The sequence below is a fragment of the Candidatus Nitrosopumilus sp. SW genome, assembly GCF_006740685.1.
GTDB lineage: Archaea > Thermoproteota > Nitrososphaeria > Nitrososphaerales > Nitrosopumilaceae > Nitrosopumilus.
In genome coordinates, this window is sequence record NZ_CP035425.1 from 595,429 (window position 1) to 610,775 (window position 15,347).

Sequence of the window (15,347 nt, forward strand, 5' to 3'; positions counted from 1 at the left end):
CAAGATTTTATTTAGAATTTGGAAAATATTGTAAAAGTTTTAGAATCAGGAAGTAGTGAAGAGAAAATCAAAATTTTAGAAACTCTAGACAAAACAGAGAATCCCGAAATTTTAGAAAAAATTATTTCAAAATTAGATGATGAAGATATTCAAGTAAGAGGAGAAGCATTTAGTTCACTTTTACTAAATAAAAATAAAATTTCAGATTTATTGATTCGAAATTTGAATTCAACTAGTAAAAATGTTAGAGGTTTTGCAGCACTAGCATTAGCAAATAGAAATGAAACAGATGCAATTCCCAAAATAGCAAAACTTGCAAAAGATGAACGTTCTATGGTAAGATCATGTGCAATTGGTGCGTTGGGTCATCTAAAAGCAAAAGAGGAAAAAGAAATTTTTCTAGATTCAGTTTTAGATACAAATGTAGAAGTAAGAAAAAGTGCATTACAAGCAATAATTAATCTAAAATTTCCAATTTCAGAAGAAAAAATTAAAGAAATTTCTAAAGATGCGGATTCTGAATTATTAAAATTACTTTCTAAATTAAAGAAATAGTGGACCGGAAGGGATTTGAACCCTTGATCCGATGCATGCCATGCACCTATCCTACCAGACTAGACGACCGGCCCATATTCAGAATTCTGAATCAATTACATTTTTCAAATTGGTTATTAACGTTTAGCGGTCTAATAGAAAATCGATGTATGAAATTAACACAATATATTTAACCGTCAATATTATGATTGAATCGTTATGGTAGTAGATAACAAAGCAACTATCACATATGTTCAGTTATTAAAAGAGGATCTTGTAATTATTAGATTAGTTCCAAAAGAAGGTCCAGTTCCAGAATACAAAGCTGGTCAATTCATAACATTAGGATTACCGAATCCTGTTGAAGGAGGAAAAATTGTTAGAAGGGCATACTCAATTGCATCACATCCAGAAAACAGAGATTACATTGAGCTTGTAATTAGATGGGTAAGAAAACCACTTCCAGGAAGATTAACTACACAATTGTTTAACGCAAAAGAAGGAGATGAAATTCTTTGGCTCAAACCAACTGGAAGAGCATTATTAATCAATGAAGAGCTTCCAAATGGAGAGAAAGATAACAGAAGAATCATCTGTATCGGCGGGGGAACAGGTTTAGCACCTTTTGTTAGTTTTGCACAACATCTACATGATTCAGGTGATAAACGAGAGATTGTTGTATTACATGGTGCCAGTTACGTAGATGAATTAAGTTACAAAGATCTGTTAACTGAATTAGAGAATGAAAGTATTCGAAGAGGAAAGAATGAATGGAATTTCAAATATAGAGCAGCAATTAGTAGACCTCAAGAATGGTTTAACAGATCATGGGCAGGTCAAATCGGCAGAGTTGAAACATTCCTAAGACCAAGAGATAATGGAATGTCACCATTAGAAGAATTAATTGGAGATAAAATTACTAAAGAAAATACAATATTCTATGTTTGTGGTTGGCAAGGAACAATAGATGGAGTAATGGATTTCTTAAAACCAAAAGGCTTTGTTACTGAACATGATAAACGTGAAGACGGAAGTTTTGAAGTCAAATACGAATCATACGGATAGAATTTTTAAAAAATCAATCATTGAAATATGAGATTTGTTTAGTGAATCTAATTGATTACTGCACTATATCTTGCACATCTAAATCCAGTAACAAAAGCTCATGTAGAAATTATTGAGGAGTTAAAAAAAGATGCAGATGTTGTAAAAGTAATGCCTGTTGTTTTCAAAGATGATGAAAAAGAGATTAACAGCAAGAGCTTTCCATTTAATTTTGAAACTAGAAAAAAAATGTTAGAATCAGTATTTGGAGACTCTATTCAAATTACTGATGATTATGCATTTTTTGCACCATTTAAGAAATACATGCCACCATTACTCTCACCAAAATCATGGAAATTAAGAAAGCAAATTCTACGTGGAGTTGAAGGGGATTTTTTCTCATATACAGGAGACAAAGCTGAAGGATACATGCTGAAAATTTACAGATTAAAACCCAAGATAGGTGAAAGAAAGTCACTTTCTGCAGCGTCTGTTAAAGAAAAATTGTATGATGCAGCACTTGGAAAAGAATCATCATGGAAAGATGATGTTCCTGAAAAAATAGCCAAGGTAATAGAAGATGATTGGAAAACGGTTGAAAAATTTGCAGAGTTGGAAGATATGACGACAAGAGTAGCTGGAATGAAATTCCCTAAAGAAGGCTGGTCAAAATAAATAGAGATTAATACACTATAGATAAAAATTTTCTATGAAACTTCCACTTTCAAAATATGTTTGGTTTGATGGAAAATATGTTCTGACAGAAAAAGCACAAGTTCCAATTACAACACATGCAATACATTATGGAACATCTATCTTTGAAGGTATTAGAGCATATTGGAATGGAAAAAATCTACATGTGTTTAGACTAGATGAACATGTAAAACGATTTAGAAGATCAGGACAATTTTATAATATTTCATTAAATTTTTCAGATAAAGAGATTACAGATGCAATAACAGGAATATGTAAAAAAAACAAACTCAAAAAATCATGTTACATTAGGCCATTTTATTTTGTTGGAGATTATGGAATAAACCTACATGTTACTGAGAAAGCTCCAACAAATGTTGCAATCTTCACATTTCCTTTTGGAGATTTATTTAACAAGAACGGTATTTCAGCAGGAATTGTATCTTGGAGAAAATTCTCAGACATATCAACCCCACCACAAGCAAAGATGGGAGGGAACTATCTAAATTCAATCATAGCAACACAAGAAGCAAAAAGAAATGGCTTCGACGAAGCTATTTTACTTGATCACAACGGAAATGTTAGTGAGGCGCCTGGAGAAAATATTTTTATCGTTAGAGAAGGTCAAATTGCAACACCATCTTTAGCATCAGCCGCATTAGAAGGCATTACTCGTGATGCAATAATCAAAATTGCAAAAGATTTGGATATTGAGATAGTTGAAAGGGACATTACAAGAAGTGAACTTGCAATATCTGACGAGATATTTTTAACAGGAACTGCAGCTGAAATCACTCCCATAATTGCACTTGATGGAAAAAAGATGAGTAATGGAAAACCAGGAGACATTACAAAGAAGATGATGGATGAGTATACAGACATAGTAATGAACAAAAATGAGGATTATTCTCATTGGTTGACTGCGGTGTATTAGATGAGAATAGTACAAATTGGCACAGGAGGTTGGGGAAAGAACCATGCTAGAGTTTTATCAGAATTAGGAGTACTCACTGCAATTTGTGATAATGATTCAGAGCGCAGTAAAGAATATGGAGAAAAATATTTAGTTAATCATTATGAATCAGTTGAAAATATGATTTCATCTGAAGAGTTTGACGGAGCATTTGTTGTTACGCCAACATCAACTCATGCAAGTATAGCAAAAAAATTACTTGAGGCAAAAAAACATGTATTTGTTGAAAAACCTCTCACATACAAAACTCAAGAAGGGGAAGAACTTGCAAAATTAGCAGAAAAAAACAAGGTAATTCTAACTTGTGGATATATTGAGAGATTCAATCCTGCAGTAGAAGTTGTAAAAAAAATTGTTAAAGAAAAAAAATATGGCGACTTGATTATGCTTGAATTTCATCGAGAAAATAGAATGCCATTACATATCAAAGATGTAGGAATAATTTACGATACATCAGTACACGATATTGATACTGCAAATTGGTTATTTGATGAAATGCCAAATGTTGTATTTGCAAGATCAGGACAAATCAAGCACGAGCATGAAGATTTTGCAACAATCATGTTAGGATACAAAGATAACAAAGTTGCAATCATTACATCAAATTGGATTACACCTAAAAGAATTAGAAAATTTTATGCAATTTGTAATGATGCAAGAATTTCATCAGACTTTATCACACAAGAGATCAAAATAGAAAAACAAGAAGAGATTGAAAACATAGAAAATGAAAAACAAGAACCTTTGTTAATAGAAATTCAAAGTTTTCTTGATGCTATTAAAGGTAAAGATGAACATATTGTTAAAGCACAACAAGCAGTAAATGTTACAAAGATTGCCGAAGCTGCACTTTTATCTAGTCAGAAAGGAGTTCCAATATACTTAGATCTGAAATGAACAAAACTATGATGGACATACTAGCATGTCCAATTGATAAAAACCATCCTTTAGAATTGTTCGAGATTAAAGAAAAAGACAATCTAGTATCAGAAGGAGTTTTGTTTTGTACTAAATGTTCAAGATTTTACCCAATAATTGAAGAAATTCCAATTATGCTTCCTGATGAACTGCGAGATAAAAAACAAGAGATTGAATTTTTAGAGAATTTCAAAGATAAATTGCCTGAAAAAATTATTACAAAGGCAAACCCATGGCATTTGTAGAAAAATGGTTACAAATTTTATTTCAGATAAAGCAAAAATTGGTCAAAACGTATCAATTTGGCATTTTACCTATGTTGGAGATAACGTGGAGATTGGAGACAATGTCAAAATTGGTTCCCTTGTTCATATTGATTACGATGTAAAGATTGGAGAGAACACAAAAATTGAAGGTTCAGCATATATTCCTCCACTTTCAAGAATTGGAAAAAATGCTTTCATTGGTCCTGCTGCAGTATTAACAAATGATCCTTATCCAATGTGTGATAAAATGGTAGGAGTAACAATAGAAGATGGTGCAATAATTGGAGCACGGGCTGTGATAAAAGCAGGAGTCACTGTTGGAAAGAATAGTGTTGTTGCAATGGGAGCAGTTGTAACAAGAGATGTTCCTGAAAATGTCGTTGTGATGGGTTCCCCTGCAACAATTAGAAAGACCAGAGAAGAGTACGATAAAAAACAAAAAAAATGGTTAGAAAATTAAGATTTTATATCTTTTTTAAAAATCCAATTTTTCATTTTTGATAGAATTAAAATCCAAATAATTACAAGAATTATTGCAATCACTGCTTTAATTACTGATGCAATAAACCAGTTTGCATCACCATATCCCGTAACTTCTATAGGTCCAAGAAGTGTTACTACGATTCCTCCACCAATTAGGATCAAGATCCACATTGAAAACAAAAATCCATAAATTCCAGATTTCAAAGAGAACCACCCATCATAAATGCAGTAATTACGGCCAAGATACCTGAAAATATTGCTAGTTTGAATATTGCAAGGCCTACTTGTTTTTCAGACAGTGGGCCTCCAGCTAGAATTAATCTTACCAAAGTCACAGGTGCAGTCTTATCATTGGTTGCTTTTAGTTTGAAATCTTCAGTGTGTTCTACAGGTTTTCCCTTGATTTGTCTATGTTCTACTATTTTTTTTACGCTTGAGAGGAACAAGAATGAGTTAATCACTGCAGGAAGCAATGCAACTGCTGCAATAATTTCTACACCTCCAACAATTGCAATAGAGCCATACATTGCACCCAAAGTCAAAGCTCCCGAATCACCTGGGAAAATTTTACTTGGTATTTTATGGTATTTATAAAATGCTAATGAAACAAATCCTAATGGTAAACTAACAATTGCAATCTCATAGTTTTGTACAATAAACAAACAGATAGACAATGAAAAACTTGCTATTACCATAAAGCCACTTGCTACACCATTTAGAACATCAATAGAGTTTATTGTGTTTCCAGTAATTGGAATCATCAATAGTATTAATCCAAGATATAAAGCTGGAATTTGCACTTCGCCAAATAATGGAAATGCAAGATCAGTATCATATGCACCAAATACAATTATTGGAATTGCTGCAATAGCAAGAGTTACAGGTTTAAACCATCCTCCCATAACTTTTCTATCATCTACATATCCTATTGCAAATGCAGCACTAGTTGTAATAATTATTGCAATGATTTCATTTAGTTGTAAAAATGCATACAAAACAATTTCTGAAGCAATAATTCCTAAAATAATAGATGGCCCACCAGGTCTGACAATCATAACATTTTCTTTTTTGTTCATATCTTTTACCGCCATGTTTCGTTTTTGTAAGAATTTGATTAGTGGAGGGATGGTTACAAAAACAACAAAAAATGCAACAATACAGGAAACAAATGCTGGGATCACTAAATCAATCAATATCTAACCCTTCGTAACTCTGTCTTGATGTTATCCGCAATGGTTGAACCAATTTTATCTATTTCTGCTAATTTATTCACAGGAATCTTTGCCAAATCATCAAGATTTTTGATTCCATGTTTGAATAGAATTCTTGCTCGAATTCTACCAATTCCTTTTACCTTAACTAGATCAAGCAATTCTTCTCTAATTCCATAAGATATTCTTCTACGTAAATCGCCTAATTCTTCAAGCAAATCTGCTCGTTCAACATGCTTTGCAATCTCCCTTAGGCAGTAACAAAGCCAATCTCCAGTCTCAGTCATCCTGTGCATGTCTCCAGATTCTATTCCAAGCCTATCTGAGAGACTAAGTTCGGTGGATTCTGTAATCCAAAACTGAAGAGCCAATAGACTTCTAGAACAATCATATTCAGAAATAGGCTCTAAGAGTTCTGAAGAATTATTTTCTATCATAAGACTTGCCGTTTCATAGTCTTTTTGTCTAAGCGAAAATTTTGGAAAAAATTCCTCACAATTTGAAATCAGATGCAAGAATCCAAACGTGTGTTTTCTTTCTTCAGATACATTTTCAAGTGCATCTCTAAAATAAGTGGCAGTAAGTGGATCAATGTAAAGCATTGATGTTTTTTTACCAAATTCAGTCGCAGCGTATCGTTCACCTTTTTTCACAATCAGATATTGACTAGAAAGAAAACGTAATGAAATATCAATTGCAAATTTTATAGTGGGTTTACGTGATTGCATACCACCAAGTGTTTTTAAAAAGAATTCTAAAATTTCTTCTTTTTTTATTCCAGGATGAGTTACAATAACACTGAGTATATGAGTTCTCAAGGATTTATCATCAGTAATTTTTGATTCAATAGGTTCAGGTTCACCATTAATGTAATAATCAATTAGATCATCAGTATTACCATTTCCAACAATGATTGATTCTCCATAATCATCATATTGAGGCCTTCCTGCTCGGCCACAAAGTTGTTTGTATTCAAGAATGCTAATCGGTCTATTTGCACCAACTTTTGCATTGTATCTATTAACGTTAGAAATTACAACTCTTCTTGCAGGCAAGTTAACACCTGCAGCTAAAGTAGGAGTTGAGGATAATAATTTGATAGTGCCATTTCTAAATTCTGTCTCTATTGTTTCTCTACATTTTTGATTTAGTCCAGCATGGTGAAACGCAACTCCTTTTTTTACTAAAAGAGCCAATGTTTTTACTAATTCTGTATGTTCGTTTTCAGAAAGAATTTTTTTTGAAGTTTTCTCTAATTGAGACATTTCTTTTTTTTCTAAAATTTGAGATATTACATCAGCAGCTTTTGTTGCAAGGGATTTTGAACGAGTTCTAGTTTCAGCAAAAACTAATGACTGACCACCATCTTTGACTGATTGTACGCCTAAATCAATGGGTGTTCCACGTATACTACGCTCAACTTCAAATGTTGTACCATCAGCCATGGTTACTTCTCCGGCATCACAAACACCTTCAGAAAGGGGAACAGGTCTCCAAGTATTTTCAACTAGAGTACATTCAAGCCAATCTGCAAGTTCATCAGAATTTGTAATGGTTGCACTAAGACCAACAATTTGTGGTTTTGTTTCTAAGAGTTTTAGTTGAGTTAATATCATCTCTAATGTTGGACCTCTACTTTCATCACCAATTAGATGAACTTCATCTGCAATCACTAAACCAATTTCATCAATCCATTCAGCACCATGTCGGATTATTGAATCCATTTTTTCATTTGTTAAAATCAACACGTTATTTTTTTCCAGATTTTTTTCAATATTTTCAAAATCACCAGTAGAGATTCCAACTTTGATTTTATTTCCCAATCCAACTTTTTCTAATTTTTTAAACTCTGAAAATTTTTCAGCAGCCAAAGCTCTCAAAGGACTAAGATAGATTACTTTGCCTTTATTTTTTGAAAGATAACTCATCATTGCAAGCATTGCAATCAGAGTTTTTCCACTTGCAGTAGGAGCAGAAACAAGTATACTTTTGCCATCAAGTAATCCAGATTTTACACTGTCAGCTTGTGGAGGATATAATTTTTCAAAACCTTGTGATTTTAAAAATTTAATTGCAGATTCTGGAAGTTCTAATTTTTCTATTTTCATACTCGGTTATAATGACCGGGTTTTGATTCATAAATAGATGCTTCTCTAAGCATTCTTCTAATGTAGTTTCTTGCTTCTTCTTCTGTGAATTTTTCGCTTTTTTCAAGTTCTCTAACAAATGCTTTTTCTTCAACAGGAATCTTGTTGTCACCTTCCAACCCCTTAAGTACATCCATGAATAGTTGCATCTTTGATACCTCACTTCTTGGCTTTCCTTGAAGTACACCAAGATCAACCTTTCCAGTATTGACATCAACACCAGCATCTTGAAGCATGCTTTGAATTAGGAATATTGCACGCTCAGCATCTTCTTCTTCAACCTTGTCTTTCATGAGTAATCTGGCTCTAGCAGTAGAGAGTCGGATAATACCCTCAAGTTGTCTAGGAGTAACTGTAATCATTTCTTCAGATTCGACATTTCTCATTTGTAGGTAATAATCAAGAATTTTTTGTTCTGCCTCCTTTGTTAGATCAGGGGCTCCACGTTTTGCGTATGAAAGATATTTTGTAAGTAAATCAACATCAACGACAGATTTTTTGTCAGTTCCTTGAGGAGTATGCAATTCTATAATGTGTCTTGCAATCTTCTCATCTCTTTCTTTGGTTGGGATATCTCTAACAACAAAAATCAAGTCAAATCTTGTTAAAAGAGGAATTGGTAAATTGACATTTTCTGTAATGTTTTTGAATGGATCATATTTTCCATACATTGGGTTTGCTGCGGCTAAGATAGATGTTCTTGCATTTAGTGTTGCAACAATACCACCTTTTGCAATACTTGCTGATTGTTGTTCCATAACTTCGTGTAATGCACTTCTATCTTCAGGTTTCATTTTATCAAATTCGTCTATACTTACGAGACCTTGATCACCAAGTACAACTGCACCAGCTTCTAACATCATAATTCCTGTCTTATCCCTTACAACAGCAGCAGTAAGTCCTGCAGCAGTAGAACCTCTACCAGAAGTATACAAACCACGAGGAGCAATTCTAGAACAAAACTTTAGCATTTCACTTTTTGCAGTACCAGGATCACCAACAAGAAATACGTTAATGTCTCCTCTAATTTTACTGCCATCACCTAACGATCTTTGATTAGAACCGACAATTAGTAACAGAATTGCTTCTTTGATTAATGATTGCCCTTGAATATGAGGAGCAAATGAATCAATTAGTCTTTGATAAACATCCGGGCTAGCAGCTAGGGCTCTGATCATTTTTTCTTCTTCAGGAGAAATTTCTTCTCTTTCAATTTTTCTTGATGTTTTAGATCCACGTCCGCCCAAAAATTCAATATTATTTCCCTCAATTCTCAATCTATACAATCCACTATGACCACGTGTAACTCCAGTTACAGATTCCTGTTCGACACGAACTACTCCAGTAAGGACAATTCTATCTCCAGGCCTGGCATTATCTACCAGATCCTGCCTAATTGTGACATCAATATAGTGAGGAAGTTGTCCGGGAGGAAGATCTTCAGGAAGTTCTTGTAATCTTAAAATTTGAAAGTCAATGAATTTGCTTGCTTCAGGTTTTAGATCAAATTCCCGATGTTTACAATTTGGATTATCACATACAACTGGAACTTTAACATCCATTCCCTTGATCTGAATAACTTTAGTTTGATGTTCATCAGGACAAACAAAGATCAATTCTTTTGCAAGGGGTTTTACTTCAGAAGCTCTAACTACCATTCCTGAGACACTAGTAATAGAACCAATAGTTTCAGCATTGATTTGTCTGAGACTTCGCTCAGAAGGATAATTGATTAATCTAACACGAACTTCATCTTTAATTTTTTCAGCATAATCAGGAAATCTTGTTTGCAATGCTTCTTTGATTGCCCTAGAAAACGCATCAAATATTCTATCAGGATTTTCTGAAAAAATTGATATGATTTCTGGTTCAATAATCAAATCATTGTAATCAACAATAATGAATTTAGAATTCTTAGGCATCATTTCATCGATTGCCTGTACATACTTGTACTCACCAGTACCATCTTTGAATCTAGTCAAAAATTCTTTTACTTTATCAGATAATGCAGAATCAGTAAAGGTACTAGTTTGAGCACTACTCATCTTTTTCACCTTTTATTTGATTTTCAAATTCTACACTATTTTCATAGATAGTTTTATAAAAAATTACTTCTTCAACAGTTAGTTTGTTGTACAAATCTGAATTTAGTTTTATAGAATCAGCTAATTTTACTAGTTTTCCTCGTCTCATCCTAAACAATTCTAACATCATACTTTCAACTTTATCAAAATCATCTCGATTCAGTTCTTTCATGGATTGTTTTAGTTTAATGTAAAAGTGAGGATCAAGTGTAGAGATTTGGTATTCCCCAACCATTTTTTCTTTTGATAATGCTTGTTTAAGTTCAGTAATCATATCAGGAGAATCAAGAATTCCTAAATTATTGTCAGCAAGGATTTTGCCTACCCATTGAGGCATATTATTTACCTCGCCTTGTTTTCCTTCAGTTTTTAGGCCTGCAACATTGAATTTGTAGTCTTGATTTATGGTCACTTTAGCATCCTTTAGGCGGTATCCAATCGAGTGTACTTTTTCTATTTTGTCTATTTCCATGTGAGATCACTTTTTGTCTTTTAGATCCTCAAGTATCGGATCGATCAATTCTGTTAACAATTTAGTGAGATCAATTGATCCTAATTAATTGCAGGCTGATCGCTCATTATTTTATGCTCAAAGGGATTTTAATTAGCGGTATGTGACAATAACCAATTCGGATTTATTAGTGGGAATTGCCTCCATGTTCTCATATGGCTGCAACTGGAATGTGGGTAGAAAAATATCGACCAATGAAACTTTCTGAAGTAGTCAATCAAACAGAGATAATTGGTAGTCTTGAAGCTTTGATCAAAGATCCAACAGATATGCCTCACCTATTATTCTCGGGTTCAGCAGGGGTTGGCAAAACAACTACTGCATTATGCATTTCAAGACAGATTTTAGGAGATTACGCTAAAGATTACACCTTAGAATTGAATGCATCTGACGAGAGAGGAATCGGAATGGTTAGAGAAAAAGTAAAAAAGTTTTCAAGATATGCAGGTATGGCAGATGTTCCATTCAAAATTATCATTTTAGATGAAGCAGATGAAATGACTTCTGATGCGCAAACGGCGCTTAGAAGAATTATAGAAGACACTGCAAAAATTTGCCGATTTATCTTAATTGCAAACAACATCTCAAAAATTATTGATCCTATTCAAAGTAGATGTGCAACTTTCAAATTTACATCAGTTCCAGAAGAAGATGTCATAAAAAGACTTGAAGAAATCGCTAAAAAAGAGAAAGTAAAGGCGGACAAAAAGGGGTTAAAAGCAATTTATGATTATTCTGAAGGAGATTTAAGACATGCAATTAATCTCATGCAAGCTACTGCCAGTTTGGGTTCAATTTCTGAAGAAAATGTAAAGTCGTCAGCAGGATTAACAAAAACAACAGATGTTGATGAAGTTCTAAAAATTGCATTATCTGGAAAGATTTTAGAGGCAAGAGAAAAGATGATTGAATTAATCAAAGTTTATGGAATGTCAGAATCAGACTTTTTGAAATATTTGAATTCTGCAGTATTCAAGTCAAAACATGAAAAATTATCAGATATTTTAGAGGTAATTGCAAAATACGATTACAGAATTTTAGTTGGGTCTAATTCAGAAATTCAATTATCTGCAATGCTAGCAGAACTTGCAAAAATAGAAAATTAAAAACGCAGAGAGAGGGATTTGAACCCCCGTATGCTTGCGCACACAGGCTCTCAAGGCCCGCGCCCTACCGAGCTAGGCGACCTCTGCAAAAAATTATGGATTATAGACATTAAAATTTGTTGAGGATGGGTTAATTTGTAAAAATAAGAAAAAAGAAAAAATTTCTTTAATCGTGTGCGTGTGGATTTACAGAGCTTGATTCCATTTTTACATAAGAGCCATCAGCTTTTTCGTGAAACTCTTGGTAAGATGGTTCAATCAGGATTGCGTGTGTTGGACATGCTTCTTGGCAAGCCATACATTGTGTACAATCATGTTCTCTGATTGGCATTGATTTATCTGTGTAATCTAGACGTTCATCTTGTTCTGTTAAACCAGTTCCGTCAAAAGTTGCACCAACTACATCTTTTGCTGGGATATCTTTTTCAGTTCTATACCATTGGAAGGTTTGAACAGGACAGACACTCATGCAAGAACCTGCTGCAACACAAGAGTCCCAGTCAACTGCTACAGTTGTACCGTGAATTCCAAGAGGAACTTGTTCTTCGCCTCTTGCTTCATATGCTGCTTTGACATCATCGTTTGAAAATGCCTCACCATCAGTTCTGCCGTTACCCCAGATGAAGTGTTTATTTTCACCATCTGAGTGCAATGTCTTTCCAGTGACTTCTAGATTTTCAACAAATTTCTCATCTATTGGCATGAAATATTTTATTTTAAAATATTATTTAAAGCTAGATAAAATTAGTCGTGACTAAACTAGAATAGATCGGTAAAAATCAACAAAAATAAAAATTCTAAAAATAGTTTTAGAGTCTATAGAGTTTTTGCAGCATTTTCATGTTTTTCAACATTTGATTGATCTACTTTGATTGCTTGTGGAGGACAAACAGAAACACATGCCATACACCAGATACAATCATGCTCTCTAATTGGGTCTGCCTTGTCAGTCATATCTTTTCTTTCATCTTTGACAGAACTGCCAGTTCCATCAAAAGTTTGACCAACGACATCTTTTGCGGGGATATCTTTTTCAGTTCTATACCATTGGAAAACTTGTACAGGACATGCTTCAATACATGCACCATCTGCAACACAAGAGTCCCAATCAACTGCTACCATTGTTCCACTTACACCAAGAGGAACTTGTTCTTCGCCTCTTGCTTCATATGCTGCTTTGACATCAGCATCTGAAAATGCTTCAGCGTCTGATCTTCCAGGACCCCACATAATGTGAAAGTGTCCTTCACCGTCTGAAATTTTTCCTAATGGTTTTAGTCCTTCAGGGAAATTTTCTGCTATTGGCATGATGAGGTTTTCATTCAGTTATTATTTAAAGCTAGACTAGCTTAATTTTGTAATTCTAGTCACGAATAGATCCCTTACGTTCATAACGCTGTACGATCAATTTTTTGGATATGGATATTATCAAATTTGATGTATACCGTGGCCCAAACATCGGAGTTTACATTAGTGTTAATGATAAAACAATTTTGCTTCCAATGGGATTTGCAAAAACTAAAGCAGAAAAACTGGCAAAATATCTTGGAGTAGATTATCTTTTTACATCAATTGCAAATACTAGATTAATTGGTGCATTATGCATAATGAATAACAAGGGAATTTTGTTACCTAAAACTGCATATCAAAATGAATATGACTTTCTCAAAAAAGAGTTGGATTTAGAAGTTGGAGTATTAGATTCAAAATTAACCGCATTAGGAAATGTAATTTGTGCTAATGACAAAGGTGCAGTTGTATCACCATGGCTATCAAAAGAAGATTGTCAAACTATTTCAGACGTATTAGGCGTTGAAACAATTCAGAAAAAAATTGCTGGATTCAATCAAACAGGAGTTGTAATGGTGGCAAATAATTCAGGAGCAGCAATCCATCCTGAGGCAGATGAGGAAGATATGAAGATATTTTCCAATTTATTAGGCGTAAAAATAGAGCAAAGTTCTATCAATAATGGGATTCCATATGTATCATCAGGAATTTTAGCAAACAATAATTGCATTGTAGTAGGTTCGTTGACTACAGGTCCAGAGATTATGATGTTAACTAGAGCTTTTCTAAATTAAGAACAGAGTTAGGATCCTCAGTTAATTTTTCTAGAGAAATAGTTCCTTCTTTTCCATCTTTCATATCATGTAATACAACATTTCCATTTTCAAGTTCTTGTGGTCCAACAATTATAGAATATCTTGCATTTCCAGCATTATCCATTTGTTTTTTTAGATTACGTCCTGCAAGATCAATATCAGCTGGAATATTGTTTAGTCTCAATAATGATGTGATAGAATGAGCAACTTTTTGCATCTCTTCATTTATGTAAACAACTGCAACTCTATTTTGCAAAACTTCAGGGATTATTTTTTGTTCTTGCATTGTTAGAATAATTCGTTCTACACCACCTGCAACACCAGTAGCACCAATGTCATCTCTTCCAAATGCTTTTGTTAATGTATCATATCTTCCCCCACCAGCTAATGCACCAAGTTTTGAGTTTTTATCAAATACTTCAAAAACCATTCCAGAATAGTAATCCAAACCACGAACTATACCAAAATTAATTCGGACATTAGAGACTCCTCTGTTTTCTAATGAATCAAATAGTTGTTTTAGTTCATCCCATGATTCTAGTTGCGTAGTATCAAAAAATTTTTCAACTTCAGAAATGGTTCCCTTTACTTGAGAAAATTCCAGAATTTTTTCTAGTTTTGTAGCATCATATCCTTTTTTTGTAAATTCAGTTAGAATTTCATCTTTTGATTTTTTTGCAATCTTATCAATTGCTCTTAGAATATCTGCTACTTTATCAGTATCACGGGTTTCAAAGATTTTGTTGATATAAGATTCAACAAGATTCCTGTGATTAATGTCAATTACAATATCTTTGAGCAATAATGAATCAAACAAACGCGACGTTAATTCGATGATTTCAGCCTCAGATTCTAGAGTTTTCTTACCATAAACTTCAACATCCCATTGATGAAAATATCGATATCTTCCTTTTTGAGGTTCATCATATCGAAATACTCCACCAAATGCAGAAATTTTTGCTGGGAGTTTCATTGATTTTTGAGCAGTAGCATACCTTGTCAAACCCATTGTAAAGTCAAAACGTAAAGCAACCTCACGATCTCCTTTGTCTTTAAAATAATAGATTTCATCTCTTATTGCAGGACCAGATTTTGTTTCTAGTGTTGATAGGGATTCTAAAACAGATGGTTCCATAAATGAAAAGCCATACAAATTAGATAATTTTTTGAAATGATTTCTTATATGCTCAATGTTTGAGTTTTCATTAGCCTCAAAATCTTTCATCCCTCGTGGAAGTTCCATGATGATTATTTCATAAGGTGTTATGATTT

The 15,347-nt window shown here is 33.6% G+C and carries 17 protein-coding genes and 2 tRNA genes; 9 read left to right on the forward strand and 10 right to left on the reverse strand.

The features are described 5' to 3' along the window. Positions 1–18 precede the first annotated feature (18 nt). Complete coding sequence (locus tag Nisw_RS03675; protein ID WP_141976606.1) at positions 19–555, forward strand: HEAT repeat domain-containing protein; 537 nt, start codon at positions 19–21, stop codon at positions 553–555. Here Nisw_RS03675 and Nisw_RS03680 read toward each other — a convergent pair. After that, a tRNA-Ala gene (locus tag Nisw_RS03680) sits at positions 556–629 on the reverse strand. Positions 630–753: 124 nt separating this feature from the next. Between Nisw_RS03680 and Nisw_RS03685 the strand changes: the two genes are divergently transcribed. The 6 genes from Nisw_RS03685 to Nisw_RS03710 are packed head-to-tail and all read left to right on the forward strand — an operon-like array spanning position 754 to position 4,888. Continuing rightward, a complete protein-coding gene (locus Nisw_RS03685) occupies positions 754–1,599 on the forward strand; it encodes a ferredoxin--NADP reductase (protein WP_141976608.1) in 846 nt (281 codons plus the stop codon). A 51-nt stretch (positions 1,600–1,650) separates the two neighbouring features. Next, entirely contained in the window at positions 1,651–2,253 is a 603-nt protein-coding gene (locus Nisw_RS03690) for a hypothetical protein (protein WP_141976610.1), read from the forward strand. A 34-nt stretch (positions 2,254–2,287) separates the two neighbouring features. After that, on the forward strand, positions 2,288–3,205 hold the full coding sequence (locus Nisw_RS03695) for a branched-chain amino acid transaminase (protein ID WP_141976612.1): 918 nt from the start codon (positions 2,288–2,290) through the stop codon (positions 3,203–3,205). After that, positions 3,206–4,141, forward strand: coding sequence for a Gfo/Idh/MocA family protein (locus Nisw_RS03700; RefSeq protein WP_141976613.1), 936 nt, complete (start codon positions 3,206–3,208; stop codon positions 4,139–4,141). Then, entirely contained in the window at positions 4,138–4,407 is a 270-nt protein-coding gene (locus tag Nisw_RS03705) for a Trm112 family protein (protein WP_141976615.1), read from the forward strand. Before Nisw_RS03700 ends, Nisw_RS03705 begins: the two co-directional genes overlap by 4 nt. A gap of 4 nt (positions 4,408–4,411) precedes the next feature. After that, positions 4,412–4,888, forward strand: a complete 477-nt coding sequence (locus tag Nisw_RS03710) for an acyltransferase (protein ID WP_141976617.1) — start codon at positions 4,412–4,414, stop codon at positions 4,886–4,888. On the opposite strand, the gene Nisw_RS03715 is transcribed toward Nisw_RS03710, so the two are convergent. From Nisw_RS03715 to Nisw_RS03735, 5 genes are read right to left on the reverse strand one after another with little or no spacing between them, the layout of a single operon-like run. After that, entirely contained in the window at positions 4,885–5,115 is a 231-nt protein-coding gene (locus tag Nisw_RS03715; protein ID WP_141976619.1) for a hypothetical protein, read from the reverse strand. The two genes, Nisw_RS03710 and Nisw_RS03715, sit on opposite strands and share 4 nt — an antisense overlap. Beyond that, positions 5,112–6,104 (reverse strand): glycosyltransferase 4 family protein, encoded by a 993-nt coding sequence (locus Nisw_RS03720; RefSeq protein ID WP_141976621.1) that lies wholly within the window; start codon positions 6,102–6,104, stop codon positions 5,112–5,114. The genes Nisw_RS03715 and Nisw_RS03720 overlap by 4 nt, the downstream gene beginning before the upstream one ends. After that, positions 6,101–8,230, reverse strand: coding sequence for a DEAD/DEAH box helicase (locus tag Nisw_RS03725; protein ID WP_141976623.1), 2,130 nt, complete (start codon positions 8,228–8,230; stop codon positions 6,101–6,103). The genes Nisw_RS03720 and Nisw_RS03725 overlap by 4 nt, the downstream gene beginning before the upstream one ends. Further along, the gene (locus Nisw_RS03730) at positions 8,227–10,314 is read right to left on the reverse strand and encodes a minichromosome maintenance protein MCM (RefSeq protein ID WP_141976625.1); all 2,088 of its coding nucleotides are present in this window, start codon (positions 10,312–10,314) and stop codon (positions 8,227–8,229) included. The genes Nisw_RS03725 and Nisw_RS03730 overlap by 4 nt, the downstream gene beginning before the upstream one ends. Continuing rightward, positions 10,307–10,825, reverse strand: coding sequence for a DNA replication complex GINS family protein (locus tag Nisw_RS03735; RefSeq protein WP_141976627.1), 519 nt, complete (start codon positions 10,823–10,825; stop codon positions 10,307–10,309). The genes Nisw_RS03730 and Nisw_RS03735 overlap by 8 nt, the downstream gene beginning before the upstream one ends. A gap of 194 nt (positions 10,826–11,019) precedes the next feature. Here Nisw_RS03735 and Nisw_RS03740 point away from each other — a divergent pair, with 194 nt between their 5' ends. Further along, a complete protein-coding gene (locus tag Nisw_RS03740; protein WP_141976629.1) occupies positions 11,020–11,970 on the forward strand; it encodes a replication factor C small subunit in 951 nt (316 codons plus the stop codon). A 3-nt stretch (positions 11,971–11,973) separates the two neighbouring features. Here the strand turns inward: Nisw_RS03740 and Nisw_RS03745 are convergent. The 3 genes from Nisw_RS03745 to Nisw_RS03755 form a co-directional block, all read right to left on the reverse strand. Beyond that, positions 11,974–12,057 (reverse strand) — tRNA-Ser (locus Nisw_RS03745). 79 nt (positions 12,058–12,136) lie between these two features. Next, positions 12,137–12,673: a ferredoxin family protein gene (locus Nisw_RS03750; protein WP_141976631.1), complete on the reverse strand. Its 537-nt coding sequence runs from the start codon at positions 12,671–12,673 to the stop codon at positions 12,137–12,139. 113 nt (positions 12,674–12,786) lie between these two features. Then, positions 12,787–13,278 carry a ferredoxin family protein gene (locus tag Nisw_RS03755; protein ID WP_141976633.1) on the reverse strand — a complete coding sequence of 164 codons (492 nt, stop codon included), beginning with the start codon at positions 13,276–13,278 and terminating at the stop codon, positions 12,787–12,789. 110 nt (positions 13,279–13,388) lie between these two features. Between Nisw_RS03755 and Nisw_RS03760 the strand changes: the two genes are divergently transcribed. Further along, positions 13,389–14,054 (forward strand): translation initiation factor IF-6, encoded by a 666-nt coding sequence (locus Nisw_RS03760; protein ID WP_141976635.1) that lies wholly within the window; start codon positions 13,389–13,391, stop codon positions 14,052–14,054. Here Nisw_RS03760 and hisS read toward each other — a convergent pair. Next, positions 14,035–15,318 (reverse strand): histidine--tRNA ligase, encoded by a 1,284-nt coding sequence (hisS, locus tag Nisw_RS03765; protein ID WP_141976637.1) that lies wholly within the window; start codon positions 15,316–15,318, stop codon positions 14,035–14,037. The two genes, Nisw_RS03760 and hisS, sit on opposite strands and share 20 nt — an antisense overlap. Positions 15,319–15,347: the final 29 nt, after the last annotated feature.

Coding starts and splice junctions, on each gene's coding strand:
- Nisw_RS03685 (WP_141976608.1), top strand. CDS start 754: ATGGTAGTAGATAACAAAGCAACTATCACATATGTTCAGTTATTAAAA.
- Nisw_RS03695 (WP_141976612.1), top strand. CDS start 2,288: ATGAAACTTCCACTTTCAAAATATGTTTGGTTTGATGGAAAATATGTT.
- Nisw_RS03700 (WP_141976613.1), top strand. CDS start 3,206: ATGAGAATAGTACAAATTGGCACAGGAGGTTGGGGAAAGAACCATGCT.
- Nisw_RS03705 (WP_141976615.1), top strand. CDS start 4,138: ATGAACAAAACTATGATGGACATACTAGCATGTCCAATTGATAAAAAC.
- Nisw_RS03710 (WP_141976617.1), top strand. CDS start 4,412: ATGGTTACAAATTTTATTTCAGATAAAGCAAAAATTGGTCAAAACGTA.
- Nisw_RS03725 (WP_141976623.1), bottom strand. CDS start 8,230: ATGAAAATAGAAAAATTAGAACTTCCAGAATCTGCAATTAAATTTTTA.
- Nisw_RS03730 (WP_141976625.1), bottom strand. CDS start 10,314: ATGAGTAGTGCTCAAACTAGTACCTTTACTGATTCTGCATTATCTGAT.
- Nisw_RS03735 (WP_141976627.1), bottom strand. CDS start 10,825: ATGGAAATAGACAAAATAGAAAAAGTACACTCGATTGGATACCGCCTA.
- Nisw_RS03740 (WP_141976629.1), top strand. CDS start 11,020: ATGGCTGCAACTGGAATGTGGGTAGAAAAATATCGACCAATGAAACTT.
- Nisw_RS03750 (WP_141976631.1), bottom strand. CDS start 12,673: ATGCCAATAGATGAGAAATTTGTTGAAAATCTAGAAGTCACTGGAAAG.
- Nisw_RS03755 (WP_141976633.1), bottom strand. CDS start 13,278: ATGCCAATAGCAGAAAATTTCCCTGAAGGACTAAAACCATTAGGAAAA.
- Nisw_RS03760 (WP_141976635.1), top strand. CDS start 13,389: ATGGATATTATCAAATTTGATGTATACCGTGGCCCAAACATCGGAGTT.
- hisS (WP_141976637.1), bottom strand. CDS start 15,318: ATGGAACTTCCACGAGGGATGAAAGATTTTGAGGCTAATGAAAACTCA.